At 65.5% G+C, this 15,570-nt stretch carries 17 protein-coding genes; 11 read left to right on the top strand and 6 right to left on the bottom strand.

The genetic code is table 11. From position 1 onward, the window contains the following. The first annotated feature begins 77 nt into the window (after nucleotides 1–77). The 3 genes from DEIDE_RS02470 (at nucleotide 78) to ilvA (ending at nucleotide 3,173) form a co-directional block, all read left to right on the top strand. A complete protein-coding gene (locus tag DEIDE_RS02470; RefSeq protein WP_338032123.1) occupies nucleotides 78–1,238 on the top strand; it encodes an FAD-dependent oxidoreductase in 1,161 nt (386 codons plus the stop codon). Nucleotides 1,239–1,381: 143 nt separating this feature from the next. After that, nucleotides 1,382–1,555 (top strand): hypothetical protein, encoded by a 174-nt coding sequence (locus tag DEIDE_RS02465; protein ID WP_162485384.1) that lies wholly within the window; start codon nucleotides 1,382–1,384, stop codon nucleotides 1,553–1,555. Nucleotides 1,556–1,628: 73 nt separating this feature from the next. Beyond that, nucleotides 1,629–3,173, top strand: a complete 1,545-nt coding sequence (ilvA, locus tag DEIDE_RS02460) for a threonine ammonia-lyase, biosynthetic (RefSeq protein ID WP_012692385.1) — start codon at nucleotides 1,629–1,631, stop codon at nucleotides 3,171–3,173. Between the two features lie 6 nt (nucleotides 3,174–3,179). Here the strand turns inward: ilvA and DEIDE_RS02455 are convergent, their stop codons facing one another. The 5 genes from DEIDE_RS02455 to DEIDE_RS02435 form a co-directional block, all read right to left on the bottom strand. Further along, nucleotides 3,180–3,878, bottom strand: a complete 699-nt coding sequence (locus DEIDE_RS02455) for a tyrosine-protein phosphatase (protein WP_012692384.1) — start codon at nucleotides 3,876–3,878, stop codon at nucleotides 3,180–3,182. 80 nt (nucleotides 3,879–3,958) lie between these two features. Further along, nucleotides 3,959–4,924, bottom strand: coding sequence for a TolB-like translocation protein (locus DEIDE_RS02450; protein ID WP_012692383.1), 966 nt, complete (start codon nucleotides 4,922–4,924; stop codon nucleotides 3,959–3,961). Beyond that, nucleotides 4,921–5,640: a M23 family metallopeptidase gene (locus DEIDE_RS02445; protein ID WP_012692382.1), complete on the bottom strand. Its 720-nt coding sequence runs from the start codon at nucleotides 5,638–5,640 to the stop codon at nucleotides 4,921–4,923. Before DEIDE_RS02445 ends, DEIDE_RS02450 begins: the two co-directional genes overlap by 4 nt. 315 nt (nucleotides 5,641–5,955) lie before the next feature. Next, nucleotides 5,956–6,216, bottom strand: a complete 261-nt coding sequence (locus tag DEIDE_RS02440; RefSeq protein WP_242402943.1) for a DUF4242 domain-containing protein — start codon at nucleotides 6,214–6,216, stop codon at nucleotides 5,956–5,958. Between the two features lie 182 nt (nucleotides 6,217–6,398). Beyond that, nucleotides 6,399–7,184 carry an enoyl-CoA hydratase-related protein gene (locus DEIDE_RS02435; RefSeq protein WP_012692380.1) on the bottom strand — a complete coding sequence of 262 codons (786 nt, stop codon included), beginning with the start codon at nucleotides 7,182–7,184 and terminating at the stop codon, nucleotides 6,399–6,401. A 60-nt stretch (nucleotides 7,185–7,244) separates the two neighbouring features. Between DEIDE_RS02435 and ruvX the strand changes: the two genes are divergently transcribed. The 3 genes from ruvX (at nucleotide 7,245) to DEIDE_RS02420 (ending at nucleotide 10,577) form a co-directional block, all read left to right on the top strand. After that, nucleotides 7,245–7,655, top strand: coding sequence for a Holliday junction resolvase RuvX (ruvX, locus tag DEIDE_RS02430; protein WP_041227358.1), 411 nt, complete (start codon nucleotides 7,245–7,247; stop codon nucleotides 7,653–7,655). Nucleotides 7,656–7,814: 159 nt separating this feature from the next. Next, nucleotides 7,815–9,497 carry a long-chain fatty acid--CoA ligase gene (locus tag DEIDE_RS02425; RefSeq protein WP_012692378.1) on the top strand — a complete coding sequence of 561 codons (1,683 nt, stop codon included), beginning with the start codon at nucleotides 7,815–7,817 and terminating at the stop codon, nucleotides 9,495–9,497. Nucleotides 9,498–9,569: 72 nt separating this feature from the next. Then, nucleotides 9,570–10,577, top strand: coding sequence for an alpha/beta hydrolase (locus tag DEIDE_RS02420; RefSeq protein ID WP_012692377.1), 1,008 nt, complete (start codon nucleotides 9,570–9,572; stop codon nucleotides 10,575–10,577). Between the two features lie 301 nt (nucleotides 10,578–10,878). On the opposite strand, the gene DEIDE_RS19460 is transcribed toward DEIDE_RS02420, so the two are convergent. Further along, the gene (locus DEIDE_RS19460) at nucleotides 10,879–11,058 is read right to left on the bottom strand and encodes a P-loop nucleotide/nucleoside kinase family protein (protein ID WP_012692376.1); all 180 of its coding nucleotides are present in this window, start codon (nucleotides 11,056–11,058) and stop codon (nucleotides 10,879–10,881) included. A gap of 61 nt (nucleotides 11,059–11,119) precedes the next feature. On the opposite strand from DEIDE_RS19460, the gene DEIDE_RS02410 reads away from it, so the two are divergent. The 5 genes from DEIDE_RS02410 (at nucleotide 11,120) to DEIDE_RS17895 (ending at nucleotide 15,549) form a co-directional block, all read left to right on the top strand. Continuing rightward, nucleotides 11,120–12,187, top strand: coding sequence for a peptidase C39 family protein (locus DEIDE_RS02410; protein WP_012692375.1), 1,068 nt, complete (start codon nucleotides 11,120–11,122; stop codon nucleotides 12,185–12,187). Nucleotides 12,188–12,261: 74 nt separating this feature from the next. After that, nucleotides 12,262–13,908 carry a pilus assembly PilX family protein gene (locus DEIDE_RS02405; RefSeq protein ID WP_012692374.1) on the top strand — a complete coding sequence of 549 codons (1,647 nt, stop codon included), beginning with the start codon at nucleotides 12,262–12,264 and terminating at the stop codon, nucleotides 13,906–13,908. Continuing rightward, complete coding sequence (locus DEIDE_RS02400) at nucleotides 13,905–14,387, top strand: pilus assembly FimT family protein (RefSeq protein WP_012692373.1); 483 nt, start codon at nucleotides 13,905–13,907, stop codon at nucleotides 14,385–14,387. Before DEIDE_RS02405 ends, DEIDE_RS02400 begins: the two co-directional genes overlap by 4 nt. Beyond that, complete coding sequence (locus DEIDE_RS18960; RefSeq protein ID WP_012692372.1) at nucleotides 14,384–14,773, top strand: type IV pilus modification PilV family protein; 390 nt, start codon at nucleotides 14,384–14,386, stop codon at nucleotides 14,771–14,773. The genes DEIDE_RS02400 and DEIDE_RS18960 overlap by 4 nt, the downstream gene beginning before the upstream one ends. Further along, nucleotides 14,770–15,549: a prepilin-type N-terminal cleavage/methylation domain-containing protein gene (locus tag DEIDE_RS17895; RefSeq protein ID WP_012692371.1), complete on the top strand. Its 780-nt coding sequence runs from the start codon at nucleotides 14,770–14,772 to the stop codon at nucleotides 15,547–15,549. The genes DEIDE_RS18960 and DEIDE_RS17895 overlap by 4 nt, the downstream gene beginning before the upstream one ends. Nucleotides 15,550–15,570: the final 21 nt, after the last annotated feature.

Genomic DNA, 15,570 nt, shown 5'->3' with positions numbered 1-15,570 from the left:
TATAAACAACCCTTCATCCCATGCACCTGACAGCCGGGTGAGAACGATACTGGCCTACGCGCGGCATGATGCTGGGCATGAGCGAGACGGCCAGCAAGGCGGGACAGGTCTGGGCACACGTGGGGCAGGCCTTTGTGGACCCCGGCTATGACGTGATCGTGGCCGGAGCCGGACGCATGGGCGCAGCCTGCGCCCTGTATCTGCGCCAGCTGGCTCCGGACCTGCGGACGTTGCTGCTTGACGAGGGCGGCCTGCCCAACGAGGACGGTGCAACCATTCTGGCTCCAGGCATCTGGACCGGGATGGACCTGCCAGCCGCGTGGCAGGCCGAGGCTTTGTGGGTGCGCACGCAGGTAGCTACTGTTTTTGGAGACGCAGGCTTTGATGAGCGGACTCTGCTGGAACTCCATGCGCAGGAGATGGACGGCACGGTCCAGACCTCCAGCCTGCAGGCGCGGTTTCCCACCCTATCCACGCTGGTTCAGATGGAAGGTCTCCCGTTTGCCCGGCTTGACCCGCAGGCGGCCACCTACCGGCCAGGCGCCGTAGCACTGGCCTGCGCGCAGCAGGCGATCCGGCAGGGCGCTGACCTGATGCTCAATGCCCGCGCGACGCTGGTGCCCGGCGGCGTTCAGGTGGAGCGCCTGACTGTGACCAACACCCACCAGATCATCACGCACGAAACCCATGTGCTCAGCGCACCCCGGGTCATCATTGCCCTGGGAGCCGGGGGGCCATACGCTGCCGAACACGACCTGGGCGTACATACCGCTCATGCCCGCGCCTATCGTCAGGTCCCACGCTTGAATGTGAGCAGCGATTCCGCCTCACCTGTGCTGCGGGCATCCGGCCTGACCCTGCGCCCACAGGCGGGTGGGTACACCCTGGTTCCACCAATTCACCACCGGGACCCGCACGGCTATGTACCCCAGGGGGGGCACCTGACCGGAGTGCCAACCGGGCTGCGCCGCGAAACGCTGGAGGATCTGGTGGCCCTGATGGATCTGCTGCCCGTGCTGGGCACCGGGGCCCTGGAGCTGGGACGCAGCATCAGTGACGTCCCGGGCGCCTGGCTGGTTCTGCCGGGTGGCTCTCCAGGCGGCCGGCCCCAGCATCAGGCCCTGCCCGGTGGCGCCCATCTGCTGCTGGGTGGGCCGCTGGCCGATGTCCTGGGCCTGAGCACCGCCTACGACCTTGCCGCCAGCATGGCAGGCGTACAGACGCGTCCCTGGAACTGACCTTGGGTGTCCTGATCCACAAGCCATGACGACCAGGGCGCTCTCCAACTGGGCCACTTGTCTGCCTGCGGCTCTTTCCTGTCTGGGCCGCTTGTCTACGCGGCAGGTCCGGGAGGGGGCGGCTCTCCCCTATGCTGCCGGACATGACCGTCAAGCCGGGCACCGCGTCCAGGGTGCTGCGCACTGCCAACGCGACAGCCTTCCGGCTGCACCCCGCGGCCTTTCTTGATGCACGCTCGACCTGGGAACACCGGAGTGGATTCCTGCGAACAGGCATGATGACGCGAATTTTCCGGCACTCAGGGGTGAGTGCCTGACAGCTGGTTTTTAAGCTGACACCGCGGCCCCGCCCCTCCAGGCGGGGCCCTTTTCTTTCATGGAGGCAGACACATGACACAGACCTTTGAACCCGGCACCCTCGATGCCCAGGATGTGCTGCGCCTGGCCCTGACCAGCAAGGTGTATGGCGCGGCAGTCCAGACTGCCCTGAGTCCGGCTCCGGCCCTCAGCGAGCGGCTGGGACATCGGGTCTGGCTCAAGCGCGAGGACCAGCAGCCGATCTTCTCGTTCAAGCTGCGGGGCGCCTACAACCGCATGGCCCAGCTTTCGGCGGCCGAACGGGCCCGGGGAGTGATTACTGCCTCGGCCGGCAACCATGCCCAGGGCGTGGCCTATTCCGCCCAGGAACTTGGGGTCCGCGCCGTGATCGTCATGCCGGCCACCACGCCCGAAATCAAGGTGCGTGCCTGCCGCGCCCGGGGTGCTGAGGTCGTGTTGCATGGTGACAGCTTCAGTGACGCCGAAACCCACGCCTACGCGCTGCAACGCGGGCAGGGCCTGACCTTCGTGCACCCCTACGATGACCCGCATGTGCTTGCTGGGCAGGCGACCGTGGCGCTGGAACTGCTGCGCCAGCTTGACGAGGACCGGCCATACACGGTGTTCGTGCCGGTCGGCGGCGGCGGCCTGATCGCCGGGGTAGCCAGCGTCATGAAGGCCCTGCGCCCCGACGTCCGCATCATCGGTGTGGAGCCCGACGACAGTGACGCCATGTACCAGTCGTTGCAGGCCGGGCACCGCGTGCGCCTGGACACGGTGGGCATCTTCGTGGACGGCGTGGCGGTCAAGCAGGTCGGCGCCTACACCTTCGACCTGACCCGCCGCTACGTGGACGGCTGGGTCCGTGTAAGTACCGACGAGGTCTGCGCAGCCATCAAGGATGTGTTCGATGACACCCGCGCGGTAATGGAGCCTGCCGGAGCGCTGGCGGTGGCTGGTCTCAAGCAGTATGCAGAGCGGCTCGAAGAGTCCGGACAGACTCTGGTGGCGCTTACCTGCGGTGCCAACGTGAATTTCGACCGCCTGCGCCACGTGGCCGAGCGCGCTGAAATCGGTGAGCAGCGCGAGGCCATCCTGGCGGTCACCATCCCGGAGCGCCCGGGGGCCTTCCGGGAATTTATCGAGGTGATTGGCCCGCGCGCCGTAACGGAATTCAACTACCGCTACGCTCCACGCGAGGACGCTCGGATTTTCGTGGGGGTTCAGCTGGCCCGCGCAGCGCAGCGTGCAGAACTGCTGGGTACCCTGACCTCGCGCGGGTACCCGGTGACTGACCTCACGGACGATGAACTGGCCAAGGTCCATGTGCGTCACATGGTCGGCGGGCGGGCGCCGGAGGCGGCCCACGAACGCGTGTACTCGTTCACGTTTCCTGAGCGGCCCGGCGCGCTGCTGGAGTTCCTGACCCACCTGCACGGCCGCTGGAACATCAGCCTGTTTCACTACCGCAACCACGGCAGCGCGCATGGGCGGGTGCTGGCGGGCCTGCAGGTGCCGCCCGGAGACGAGGCCGACTTCACCGCCTTCTTGCACGACCTGGGCTATCCCGCCACCGAGATGAGCACCAACCCCTCCTACCGCCTGTTTCTGACGTAAGCGGTCTCAGCCTGCCAGCCGGGTCACCAGCCGTTCCTGGTCTTTGCGGCTGAACCCGAACGCTTCCAGGTAGGTGGCTACGCCTCCCCAAGTCTGGTCCAGATGGTCCAGGGCACACAGAATGTCCTGCTCGCGGCTGACGAGAAACGCGGACAGTCTCCTGCGTTTTACCGGGTCCGGCTGGCGGGCCAGGATGTCCGCGTACATCCCCTGCATGTGCTGGTCGGTCTCTACGTAATCTGCCGCAATAGCGCGGCGGGAAACGCCTGTCAGCTCCAGGGCCAGGGCCGTAACCAGCCCAGTACGGTCTTTTCCAGCATGACAGTGAATCAGCACTTTGCCGGGGGCGGCGTCCAGAACCGCACCGAAAATGGTCGCCAGGGAATTGCCGACGTGATCCAGGACCGCGCAGTAGTGCTCCGCATTGGTGCGGGCCTCTACGCTGGCCGTATTGAGTGCACGGTTGCGGTACGGCAACAGCGGCAGATTGAGGTACAGCATCTGCCCCTCAAAGGGAGCAGGATCTTGGTCCCGCTCGGAGCGGTTGCGCAGGTCAATGATGCGCCCCAGCCCACTCGTCAGCAGGTCCTGGCGCCCCCGAGGGGTCAGGGCCGAGAGGCTTGCGCTGCGGATCAGGCCTGGCAGCACCTGACGAGCGTTGAGGAGGCCATCCCAGGGGAGTGTTCGGAAGGCAGATTCAGCCACGCCCCAGCTTGTGGGCCGGGGCAGCGCTGCGTCTGGGTGCGCGGTCCTGGTGATAGAAGGCCGCAGGCGCTAGGTTCATATCAGGGCAGGTTCAGCACCCGTACGTTTCCATTCCTGGCACTCAGATAAGCCATCCTCTGACCATCCGGGCTGACACTCCAGTCACCCTGGCGCACCTGATCGCCCAGGTCACCCAGCGTGCGCCAGGCGTTTTCACGCATACGGTATTCGCGCAGTACGTGCGGCGAGCCGTCGGGCTGCAGTGGAATCAGCAGCAGGCGTCCTGCGTCCCGCCAGCGGTAGGCTCCAAAGGCGTCGAGCTTCCGGGCAGCGCCCCCAGCAGTGGGGCGGATCCACAGCCCGTTGCGGGCCTTGGAATCAAAGGCCACGTAATACACGACCCAGGCACCATCGGGACTCAGGCTGACGCCCCGGAACGACAGGGCCTGACCCAGGGTCCGGCGCGCGCCGTTGCGGATGTCCAGCGTAAACAGTTCGCGGTCGCGTACGCCCGGCTGAGCCTTGCCGCTGAGCAGCAGGGTGGTGTCGTTGATCCAGCCGCTCACGCCGCCGCCGTAGAGCGTCGCCACCTGCCGCGGCGCGCCAAACACGTCTGCCACGTACACCCGGCTCAGGCGGCGGTCAAAGTTGCCGGTGGTGTCACTGCGGGTGTAGGCCAGCCGGGTCTCAGCGCGGGTCCAGGTGACATCTGCTCCGCGGGTGGGCAGGGTAAACCGCCGGCCGTCCGACAGCCGCTCCAGTGTGGTGGCGTCCCCGTTGCCGGGTCGCACCGCCCAAGCCAGTTTTGGAGAAAAAAAGGCCACGCTGGAAAACCGGCGTGTCACGGAACCCCCCGTGGCCGGAACCTGATAGATCCCTGTGGCCGGACGTGCCGGAGGGCCATCCAGAAACAGGAGCGCCTTGGAGTCCGGGGTCCACACGGCTCCCGGGCAGCAGGTGCCACTCAGCACCTGCTGCGAAGGCAACGTAGCGGCCGCCGAGACCGAAATGGTGGCGGCTGCCAGCAGGCTCAGTAGCCGTCTCATCGGCCTCCTCCCGGGGCGGGAGGCCATGGCCGGGCAAACTCATTGAGCAGGGCTCCACCACGGCGCACTTCCGGCTGGGACTCGGGGGTCTGCCAGCGGCGTGGAGCGTTCAGGTCGTACTGGTAGCCGCGCCCAAAACTGCCCGCCAGGGACAGAGAATCCCAGTCTGCGCGGATGTATGGCAGCGGGTTGAAAAAGCGCTGGTGCGAGCGGTCACGCAGTTCCAGGTGCAGGTGTGGGGCACTGATACAGGTTTCCTGAGAGTCGCCGCTCTGCCCGATCACGTCTCCCCGTTTGACAGCCTGTCCTACCCGCAGGCTGGAGCGCACGCGCAGATGCCCGTACAGGCTGCTGAGGTTCCCGGCATGATTGATCACCACGTTATGCGGGGGGCTGCCGTGTGGGCCGTCCACCTCGGCCACCGTGCCGTCCCCGATGGAACGCACAGGTGTGCCACACGGCGCACTGAAGTCCAGCCCGGCATGGACTCCTTGAAGGTTGCCGTAGGTTCTGCGCCGCTGCCGGTAGGCACCGGTGGTGTTGCCGTATCCCTGCCCCAGCATCCACGTATCTGGTCCTGGGGGCCCAGCAAATGGCAGGCCAAACTGCTGGGCAGGCCGCGCAATGGCACTGTCGGGCAGGGCAGGTGCGTAATGTGCAAAAGCAAAGGCGGACGCACCCAACGCCGCGCCCGCCCCCAGGGTTCTGAACCTCATGCCCGATGCTGGCCCAGCAGACCCGCTTATACGGTGCACGCGATTACATGAATCTGGAAATGAGAAGAAGTCTGAAGGCAATAAAAAACCCGCCTCTTGGGCGGTGATGGACAAAAGATAGCGCTTTATGCGCTATTCGTCAAGAACATGCGGTGAACTCGGAACTAAAATCCTTATGGCGCCGGAAAACCCAAAATCCCCCGGCTCCCGATACCACTTCTGCGAGATAGCTGAAGCCCAGGGTGCCTGAGAGCGTTTCAGGAACCGGACCCCACAGGGCTGCCCAGCGCTGCTCTGTGGAGTCCAGCTTCTGATTCAGGACTGCGGAGACGGCAGATCGTGTGCTTCGACCACCCGGGTGTAGGGCACACCAGCAGCGTCGTTCACACGGCAGACGTCATCAGCACTGTTGGCCTCAAACAGGCAGGCACAGCGGTTATCGCCTGGAACGTACATACTCCGCAGGTAACGTACCGGCGTCCCCGCCTCGCTTGCGCGCTGACTTTCGCCAATCACCGCAGCCTGGGCGGCACCCAGCTGGTCCATCGTGATTCCGGGAAGGTCGCGTTCGGTCATAAACACCTTCATAGACACCCCCACACGGGTCGGTCTCACCACTGGCTCGCCCCACCTGAGGTGACCGCGTGCACCCGAATGACAGGCGCCGGAGAGGGGTGGGGGTCATCGCGTCCCGAGTGCTTCCAGCATACTCTTGCGGCCCATACAGGGAAGTTGCGCACCGGGCAGAGTGCCCTCCTTTATTCGTATTCGCGCCGGAAGTCCGGTGCCCGCTTCTCCTTAAAGGCCGTGACGCCCTCCTCGTGCTCCCAGTGATCCCCCGCCACCTGCTGAAGCTCGGCTTCGCGGTCCAGAGCCACATCCAGGGTGGTGGTCATGGCCGCATTCAGGGCCTGCTTGGTCAGTTTCAGGGCGTTGGCCGGACGGGCCGCAAGGCGCTCGGCGTATGCCTGGACTTCCTGGTGGAACGTTTCATCCGGGAACACGTGCTCGCAGAGCCCCAGGCGCAGGGCCTCGTCGGACCGGACCTTCTCGGCCAGCGCCATCAGTTCGAACGCGCGGTGGTAGCCCACCAGCCGGGGCAGGAACCAGGTGCTGCCACTGTCGGGAACCAGCGCAATATTGGAAAAAATCTCGATCAGAGCGGCCGAGCGCGCCCATAGCCTCACGTCTCCAGCCAGCGCCAGGCTGGCTCCAGCACCCGCCGCCACCCCGTTGACCGCACTGATCACCGGTTTGCCACAGCTCCGGATGGCCCGGATCAAGGGGTTGTAGGTGTGGTTCAGGTGCTCGGTAAAGGTCATGTTGCGGCCCGAAACGTCGCCCAGATCCTGCCCGGCGCAAAAGCCCCGTCCTGAGCCGGTCAGCACAATGACCCGCACGGACGCATCCCCGTCTGCTTCGGCAATAGCTTCGGTCAGGGCCAGCAGCAGGGCGTCGTTGGCAGCGTTGAGCTTCTCGGGACGGTTGAGGGTCAGGGTGCGCACACCAGCATTCGTTTCGGTCAGGAGCACAGCTTCAGTCATGGCCACAGGCTACCTGCTCAGGAAGGTGCTCCTGGGCAGGGCCGCGCTAGCATGACGCCCATGACGGTACCCCCGGACTCTCAGGACGTCGTTCTGGCCTTGGACGTCAGCAAGTCCCGGATCGGCTTTGCCGTGAACCTGGGCCAGCTGGCCTTCGGGCGTGGCAGCGTGGACCGCAAAAGGCTGCCGCTGGACCTCAAGGCCGTGAGGCTGAAAGTCGAGGAAACCGGCGCGACCCTGCTGCTGCTGGGCCTGCCGCTGCGTACCGATGGGGCTCCCAGCCCCACCGCCGACCGGGTCCGCGCCTTTGGACGGGTCCTGACCGACAAGGGTTACCGCGTGGCCTACCAGGACGAGCGCTTCACCACCCGGCGCGCGCGGGAACTGGGAGCTGCCGACGAGGACGAGGCAGCAGCCGTGCAGATTCTGGAGCTGTACCTGATGGGCCGCCATGGCGCGGGTCCTGCCTAGAAGCGTTCCCGACCGGGTTTCACCGCCCTTCTTGGACGCGGTTCAGCCCGGGAGTAGAATGTTCGGGCAAACAGATTCTGAGCAGGTTCGGCGGTGGCCCGGCAGCTGGCCGCCGGCGCGCGTTTATCCCGTTCACGGGGCAAGAAAGAGGAGACCACTATGCAGGGCAACATGATGGACGTTCAGCTGACGATTCCCACCATTCTGGAGCGCATGCGCACGCAATATGCCGGGCGCGAGGTCGTCAGTCTGATGGTGGCCGGGCGTGACGAGAAGGGCCAGCCGATTCCCCACAAGCACCGCACGACCTACGGGGCCGTGGCCGACCGGGCCCTGCGCCTGGCCAGTGCCATGCAGGGCCTGGGTCTGAATCCTGGTGACCGCGTGGCCACCCTGTGCGTGAATTCCTTCCGGCACCTGGAGGCCTACATGGGTGTGCCCAGCGCCGGGCTCGTGCTGCACACGGTGAATATCCGCCTGCACCCCGAGCAGGTCGTGTGGATCCTGAACCACGCCGAGGACCGTGTGCTGATCATCGAGAACGTGTTTGCGGCGATGATCCCCGCCATCCGCGCAGCCTGCCCGCAGATCGAGCGGGTGTTTGTGATGGGTCCTCTCCCGCAGGCCATTCCGGGCGCGGAAGACTACGACGCCTTTGTGATGGCGCACGAACCACTCGCGCGTTACCCCGACCTTGAGGAGAACGCTCCGGCAGCCATGTGCTACACGTCGGGCACCACCGGCAACCCCAAAGGCGTGATCTACACGCACCGCAGCACCGTGCTGCACTCACTGGCCAGTGCCCCCAAGGACGCACTGGGAGTAAGCGAGGCCGACAGCGTGCTGGCCATTGTGCCCATGTTCCACGTCAACGCCTGGGGCCTGCCCTACACCTGTGCCATGTACGGCGCCAAGCAGGTGTTTGCCGGGGTCTTCAGCGACGGGCCCAGCATCGCGCGGCTCTTGCAGGAAGAAGAGGTCACCATCACGGCCGGTGTGCCGACCATCTGGATGGGCCTGCTGGCCGAACTCGACCGCGCCAAGGCAGAGGGCACGCCCTACGACCTGAGCCGCCTGCAGACCCTGATTTCCGGTGGCAGCGCCTCACCGGAAAGCATGCTCCGCGCCTTCGAGGACCGCCACGGCCTTCGTATGCTGCAGGCCTGGGGCATGACCGAAACCCACCCGCTGGGCACAGCCAGCAACGTGCCGGTGGGCGTGGATCCCACCAGCGATGAGGGCTACGCACTGCGCGCCAAACAGGGCCGCGCAGTGCCGCTGGTCGAACTGGCGCTGCTCAGCGATGACGGACAGCTGCTGCCTCACGACGGCAAGACCATGGGCCGCCTGATCATCCGCGCTCCCTGGGTAGCCAGCAGCTACTTCAAGGGCGAGGGCCAGTCCAACTTCTTTACCCTGGACGATGGCAAGCTGTGGTTCGACACCGGCGACATCGTCACGATCGACGAACGCGGCTTCATGCACATTCAGGACCGCGCCAAGGACCTGATCAAATCCGGCGGCGAGTGGATCAGCTCGGTGGACCTGGAAAACGCCATCATGGCCCACCCGGCTGTGGCCCAGTGCGCCGTGATCGCCATGGACGATCCCAAGTGGGACGAGCGCCCGCTGGCCGTCGTGGTGCCCCGGCCAGGCCAGACCGTGAGCCATGAGGAGCTGGTCGAGTTCATCACCCCGAAGTTCGCCCGCTGGTGGCTGCCGGACGCCACCGTGATCACCGAGAGTCTGCCGATCGGCGCAACCGGCAAGTTCCTGAAACGTGAACTGCGCGACCAGTACCGCGGTTATAAGGCCGGCAGTCAGGCCACCAGCGACGCCTGAGCGCACCTGCCGGCCCCTCCCCTGTCCTGACGGGCAGTGGGAGGGCTTTTCATTGGCCGTACAATCGCGGCTATGGCCGTATCGGTGCAGGGACAACAGGTGACATTCACGCCTCCGGCAGGGGCTGCCGGGCTGATCGGAGATATGACCGACTGGCGCAAGCGACCTCCGCTTCCCGTCGAGGCAGGACAGCCCATCACGCTGACGCTGCCACGCGGCGCATGGGTGGAATATGCGTGGGTGGACGCGGCAGGTGACGCATTTGCCGATCCCGACAATGACCAGCGCAGCCTGAATCCCTGGTGGCCGTACCCGCGCGCTGCTGTCGTGGGCGATTACGTCCGCCATCCGCTGTGGCAGCTTCCGGACGCCACGCAGCGCGGGACCTCGCACCGTCTGTCCTGGGACGGCGAGGTGTTTCACGGCAAGCGGCGCGTGATCGTGCACACCCCATACGGTTACGCGGGCGGGCCGCTGCCGGTGTATTACGTGCAGGACGGCGTGGCCTTTTACCGTACTGGCCGGCTGGGCGAACTGATGGACCGGGCTGTGGAGGCCGGACTGGCGTCGGGCGCCGCGCTGGTGTTTGTGGAGCCGGTGGACCGCAACATCGAGTACTACCTCAATGACCACTACCTGGACTTCCTGACCCAGGAAGTATTTCCACGGGTCGAAGGGCCGCTGGTCCAGGCCTCTACACGGGGTCTGTGGGGGGCGAGCCTGGGGGGGCTGATCAGCCTGCATCTGGGACGCAGCCACCCGGAGCTGTTCTCACGGGTGGTCAGCCACAGCGGCGCCTTTATCGCCCGGCCCGGCGCCCGCACGAAAGACGGCGGAATCGACACGACGGGTGCTGGCGAGTGGCTGCTTACGCAGCTGCAGGCGCAGCCTCCCCGGCATCTGCGCCTGAGCCTGGATACCGGCGTCCTCGAGTGGCTGACTGGTCCCAACCGCCGCATGGCAGGCCTGCTGGCCGACCTGGGGCTGGAGCACCAGTACCGCGAATACCCCAGCGGCCACAACTGGATCACCTGGCGCGAAGCCCTGCCCGAAGCCTTCCTGTACATGCAGGGAACCTGAGGATACTCACCACACTGCGTCAGGACCATCGAACAGCGCCCGCTTTCAGCTATAGGCCGCTCGAACCAGTCATTTCACTGCTTCAGTCCGGTCCGCCTGATGGGGAACGTGCTCTACGTTGCGGGCCTGAAGCCGCAGCCACAGGTCACCTGGCGGCAGGTCCAGGAGATGCAGCACTACTGGCAACCCCAGTCCACGTGCCCGCAGACGATACGTCTCGCGTTCCTTGCGTGACTATGGACCGTAGTCCAGCACCACGCTGAGTCCGGGAGTCAATGCACGCCGGGCCACGGGCCACACTTCAGAACAGGTCACGTTCCAGAACAGCACGCTTTTTCCAGAATTCACCTGCCCCGAACAAAGGCAGCATCCACTCGTCCGGCGTCAGCCGCAGCGCGGCGTACTGCGTTTCCAGCTCACGGGCCAGAGTAGTCTTTCCCGCTCCAGGAAGACCTACGAGCAGATGCAGGGCCGGCGTCACGTGCTCAGGATAAGGCTGCCTGACTCATCCTTTGACTCGCTCCAAGCGGCATAGTCCTTACATGCGCAAAGCCCTTGTCCTGGCGCTGTCCTTGCTGGGCAGCGCGGAGGCCCTCACCATGACCTATCCCCATTCCACCACTGTTATTCATGAGCGCGGTACCGACTGGACCGGGGCCGAGCTCAAAGGGGTGCAGCTGCGTGGCGACGTCCTGGGCCTGGCGCCCGGGGCCAGCAGCGGCACACTGACAGGAAAGCCCGTCAGCGTTCCCGCCTTCGATGAACTGGTGCCTTCCTGGAATGCCCGCACCGGGCACAGTGGCAGCGTGACCGTCGAGGTGCGCGCACAGCAAAGCGGCGCGTGGTCACGCTGGTACTCCTTTGGCACCTGGAGCAGCGCCGAAGGTCGCAGCAGCCAGAACGGCCAGAAGGACGCCAGCGGGCAGATTCTGACCGATACCCTGCGCCTGACGGGCAAGGGCTCGGCGTATCAGTACCGTGTGACCCTGCGCGGCAGCGGCACCGAGGTTCGTCTGCTGGCCTTTAACACCACCGAACGGGCGCGGCGCAGCGCCGCCCTGGGGCAGGCTGGAAACCGTCAGGCCTGGGGCAAGATCGTGGATGTGCCGCAGCGCTCCCAGATGATCTATGAGGGTGGCGGTGAGGTCTGGTGCAGCCCCACGAGTGTCAGCATGATTCTGGCTGGGTATGGCAAGGACATCAGTGTCCCGCAGGCCGCACGTGGCATGTACGACCGGGCGTATGACGGGACCGGTAACTGGCCGTTCAATACCGCGTATGCCGGCGAGCACGGCATGCGGGCCTTCGTGACGCGGCTGCCCAGCCTGGCGGCAGCTGAGAAGTTCACGGCCGCCGGCCTGCCGCTGGCTGTCAGCCTGGGCTGGAAAAAAGGCGAGCTGCCCGGCGCTCCGCTGACCAGCAGCGCCGGACACCTGATGGTCCTGGCAGGCTTTGACGCCAAGGGCAACCCCGTGCTCAATGATCCTGCTGCGCCCGGCAACGACACGGTGCGCCGCACCTACCCCCGCGCCGCGTTTGAAAAGCTGTGGCTGGATCACAGCGGGGGCATTACCTACGTCATTACCCCCCAGGGCACCCGGCTGCCCTGAGCGGATTTCACGTCTGAGACGGTCTGCGCTGACTTGAGTCCTCATCCGTGGAGGGCATTGCCTAGGCTGTCCTCATGTTGCCGCCTGTTCAGGCTGGCCGCCCCCCTGCCCCGCATCATGCGCAGCAGGGGGTTGCGCTGGTCATTGCTCTGCTGTTTACAACCATTGTGCTGATGATTGTGGTCAGCACCACTGCCACCATGACTCTGGGCGCCCGCAAGGGTGGGGTCAATGAGCGCGCCGCCTATCAGGCCCTGCTGGCAGCCGAAAGCGGGCTCAATACTCTGTCAGTCCGGTTCAGGGCTCAGCGGGACGCTCTGCCTGCTCACCTGCAGTTCCGGGGTAGTTCGCCAGCTGCGCTGAATTCCTGGCTGAGCGGGCAGGGGCTGAGCACTTATGCCGACGCGCCCGTGACTGCCACTACCGCACCAGCCACGGGCATCTTTACCCTGATGGCCACCGGCAGCGCTGGAGATGCCCGCGCACAGGTGCTGCAGGACTTTCATGCCGTCAACCAGCCGGCGTTCAACATTCGTGCCGAGGCCGCGCTGCAGTCGTATTCAAACGTGGATATCACCGGAGGTGCTGCAGTACAGGGTGAATCCATGCTGGATTCGACTGGGACGATTCAGGTGGCCCTGGTCGCCCAGCCGCTTACGGTGCCAGCCGGGAACACTCCTTTTGAGGTGGTACTGCAGCCCGTCCTGTCTTCACGGCTGCTGCTGGGGCCTGACGACTACGTGGGGCTGCAGGGCAGAAGCTACCGGGTACTGCATGTAGACAGACAGGCCGGTGCGGTCACTCTTGTGGCAGTTGCTGCGGCCCAGGCTGAAAGCACTGTGCCGACCCGATCTGAAGTTCACCGCGCGGACTCGGCCGTCACCACCACGTTTACCGGAATACCCGGCACCACCGGTGCTGTCGCAGTCTCGGACCCGTCGCAGCTGACCGAGGGCTCAACGGTGCTGGTCGGACCGCTCCGCGGAACTGTGCAGAGCATCGACGCTGCTCAACGAACAGCCACGGTTGCCTGGGAAGCAGGAGGCACCATGGCGACCGTGGCCGAAGGCACTCCGGTGCGGCGCAACGTAAGAGGCGTGATCTCCGGCTACGGGATTACCGGACAGGACCAGGTGGTGAACGGCAGCCTCCCGGACGACTCGCAGACGCGTGGCCGCAATCCGTTCAGCGTGAGCCCGGGCCCGGACCTGTTCGCCTCTGTACTGGGGCAGACCAAATACCAGATGCTGGCAGTTTCGCCCTACCAGGGCTGGCTGGAGCCCACGGTGAGTGCCGCAGAATTCACGGGAATGGTTGCAGGCCTGACCTTTATCGATGGCGCGGTCTCTCTGAACGGCAACCGCGAACTGTGCGGCAGCGGCCTGCTGATCGTGCGCGGAAACCTGACCGTCAACGGCACCTGCGCGGCAGGATTCTCCGGCGCCGTCTATGTGATGGGCGACTTCGACCAGCAGGGCAACTCGGTGATCCGCGGGGCTGTCATTACCGAAGGTGCCGATCAGGCGCTTGCCGGGACCGAGTGCATGCCGTCTCCGTCCAGGACCGGAAGCGGTCCGGGCAACGCGTGCGATACCAAGGTGGCCGGAACGGGTCAGGGCAGCGCAAAGATTGTCTACGACCGCGGCGCGCTGCTTGCTGCCGGATCGCTGCTTTCGGCACTGGAACTGCAGGCCATTCCCGGCACCTGGAGGCAGCAATGATCAATCACGGCTTTTCCCTGATTGAGGCGCTGATCGTGGTGGCGATGGTCGGCATTCTGGCTGCAGTGGGTTTGAGCAGTTACGCCCGCTGGCGCGCGAGCAGCACTGTGCTGGAAGCCGCGCAGCAGTTCGCGCAGGCAGTCACCACCACGCGCACCGGAGCCAAACGCACGAACACCTGCTGGCAGATCCGCCTGAGTGCGCCGCTGTCCGGCGCCACCAGCTATGAAATCAGCCGCTTCCCGCACCACACCTGCAGCGGCACCCCCACGCAGGAACAGACCTATGCCCTGCCGCAGGGCACCATGATCCGGTTAACCGGAGCGGCCAGCGCAGGAACCAACAACGTCAACTTCACCCCGCCCTATGCCACCACCGATCCTGCACCCAATACCTATGTCGCGCAGTGGCGGGCCAAGCCCAGTATTCAGCGCACCGTCCGCGTGACCAGCATCCTCGGAAAGGTGGTGGTCAAGTGAGGGACCGGACCTGTGGTTTCAGCCTGGTTGAGGTGCTGGTGGCGCTCGCCATCTTTTCCGTCGTGTCGGCCGCGGTGCTGGCGCTGTTTCCTTCAATTTTCCAGCTGAACAGCCAGACCCGCGCCGATCAGTCCGTGACCATTGCAGCCAGGCATTACCTGGAGCGGGTACGCACCCAGTACAGCACCCAGAGCGGTTTCGATGCTGCCACACTGCCTGCCGCCCCGGCAGCCGACACCCTGAACAACTACACCTGCACGCCTGCGGTCAGCACCCGGCCCATTCCGGCCCTGGCCGACGGGCAGATCAAACGCGTGACCCTTTCCTGCTCCCATGCGAGCCAGCCCACCCTGACCTTTGTGCTGGACTTCGGCCGGCCCCTGTGAAGGCACATGCAGGACTGACGCTGGTGGAACTTCTGGTGGCCCTGGCCCTGATGGGCATCGTGTTTGTACTGCTGACCAGCTGGCAGGCGTCCACCCTGGACCTTTCGACACGTACGGCAGCCCTGTCGCACAGCCTGGCTGAGCTGAACGACACCAGTGGCTATCTGGGAGACCGCATCCGCGCCGCCGTGCGGGTGCGCGTGGCCACCGCGGGGCTGAGTGTCAACAGTCTTTCCTGTACGAACGATCATCCCTGCCTGGCCCTGGTGGTCCCGGACCACAGCTCCGGCGGAACCCTGGCCCGGTACCACTTGCACGTCTACCGTCTGGAAATCCGCTCCAGGGTGGCACCGGCCGACAAGGTGGCGGACCCGTGGGCCGAGGCCAACGTTCAGGTGCTCCGGGAATACCGTTCTACCGACCCCTTCGGAGGCAGTGGCAGCACGCCACGCGACTGCGTGGGCTCTCCGGCGCAGCTGCTGGCTTCTCCTCCGATGATCGGCAGCGGGGCGCCTGCCTACCCGCCCAACAATCTGGCCAGTTGTCAGGCGCTGCTCAACCTGAACGCAGCCACCAGCCTGGCCGGCATGCAGCCGTATCTGGTCGCGGATTATCTGACGCCTGCTGGCAATCTGGGAGACGCGCCATTTGCCTACAGCCCGGCCGACCGGACCGTCACCCTGCGCTTCCAGTACCGACAGCGGGTGCGCGGGCGTGAAATGCGGACGCCAGACTCGCCCTATACCCTGACCGTACAGGCGCGCAACCTCCCGTAAGGGCCCCAGCCGCTGGAACCG

Origin of the sequence: Deinococcus deserti VCD115 (genome assembly GCF_000020685.1) — a bacterium.
In the GTDB taxonomy this organism is placed as follows: domain Bacteria; phylum Deinococcota; class Deinococci; order Deinococcales; family Deinococcaceae; genus Deinococcus; species Deinococcus deserti.
Note: the sequence above shows the minus strand (reverse complement) of the source record. Positions and strands in the feature narration are given on the sequence as shown.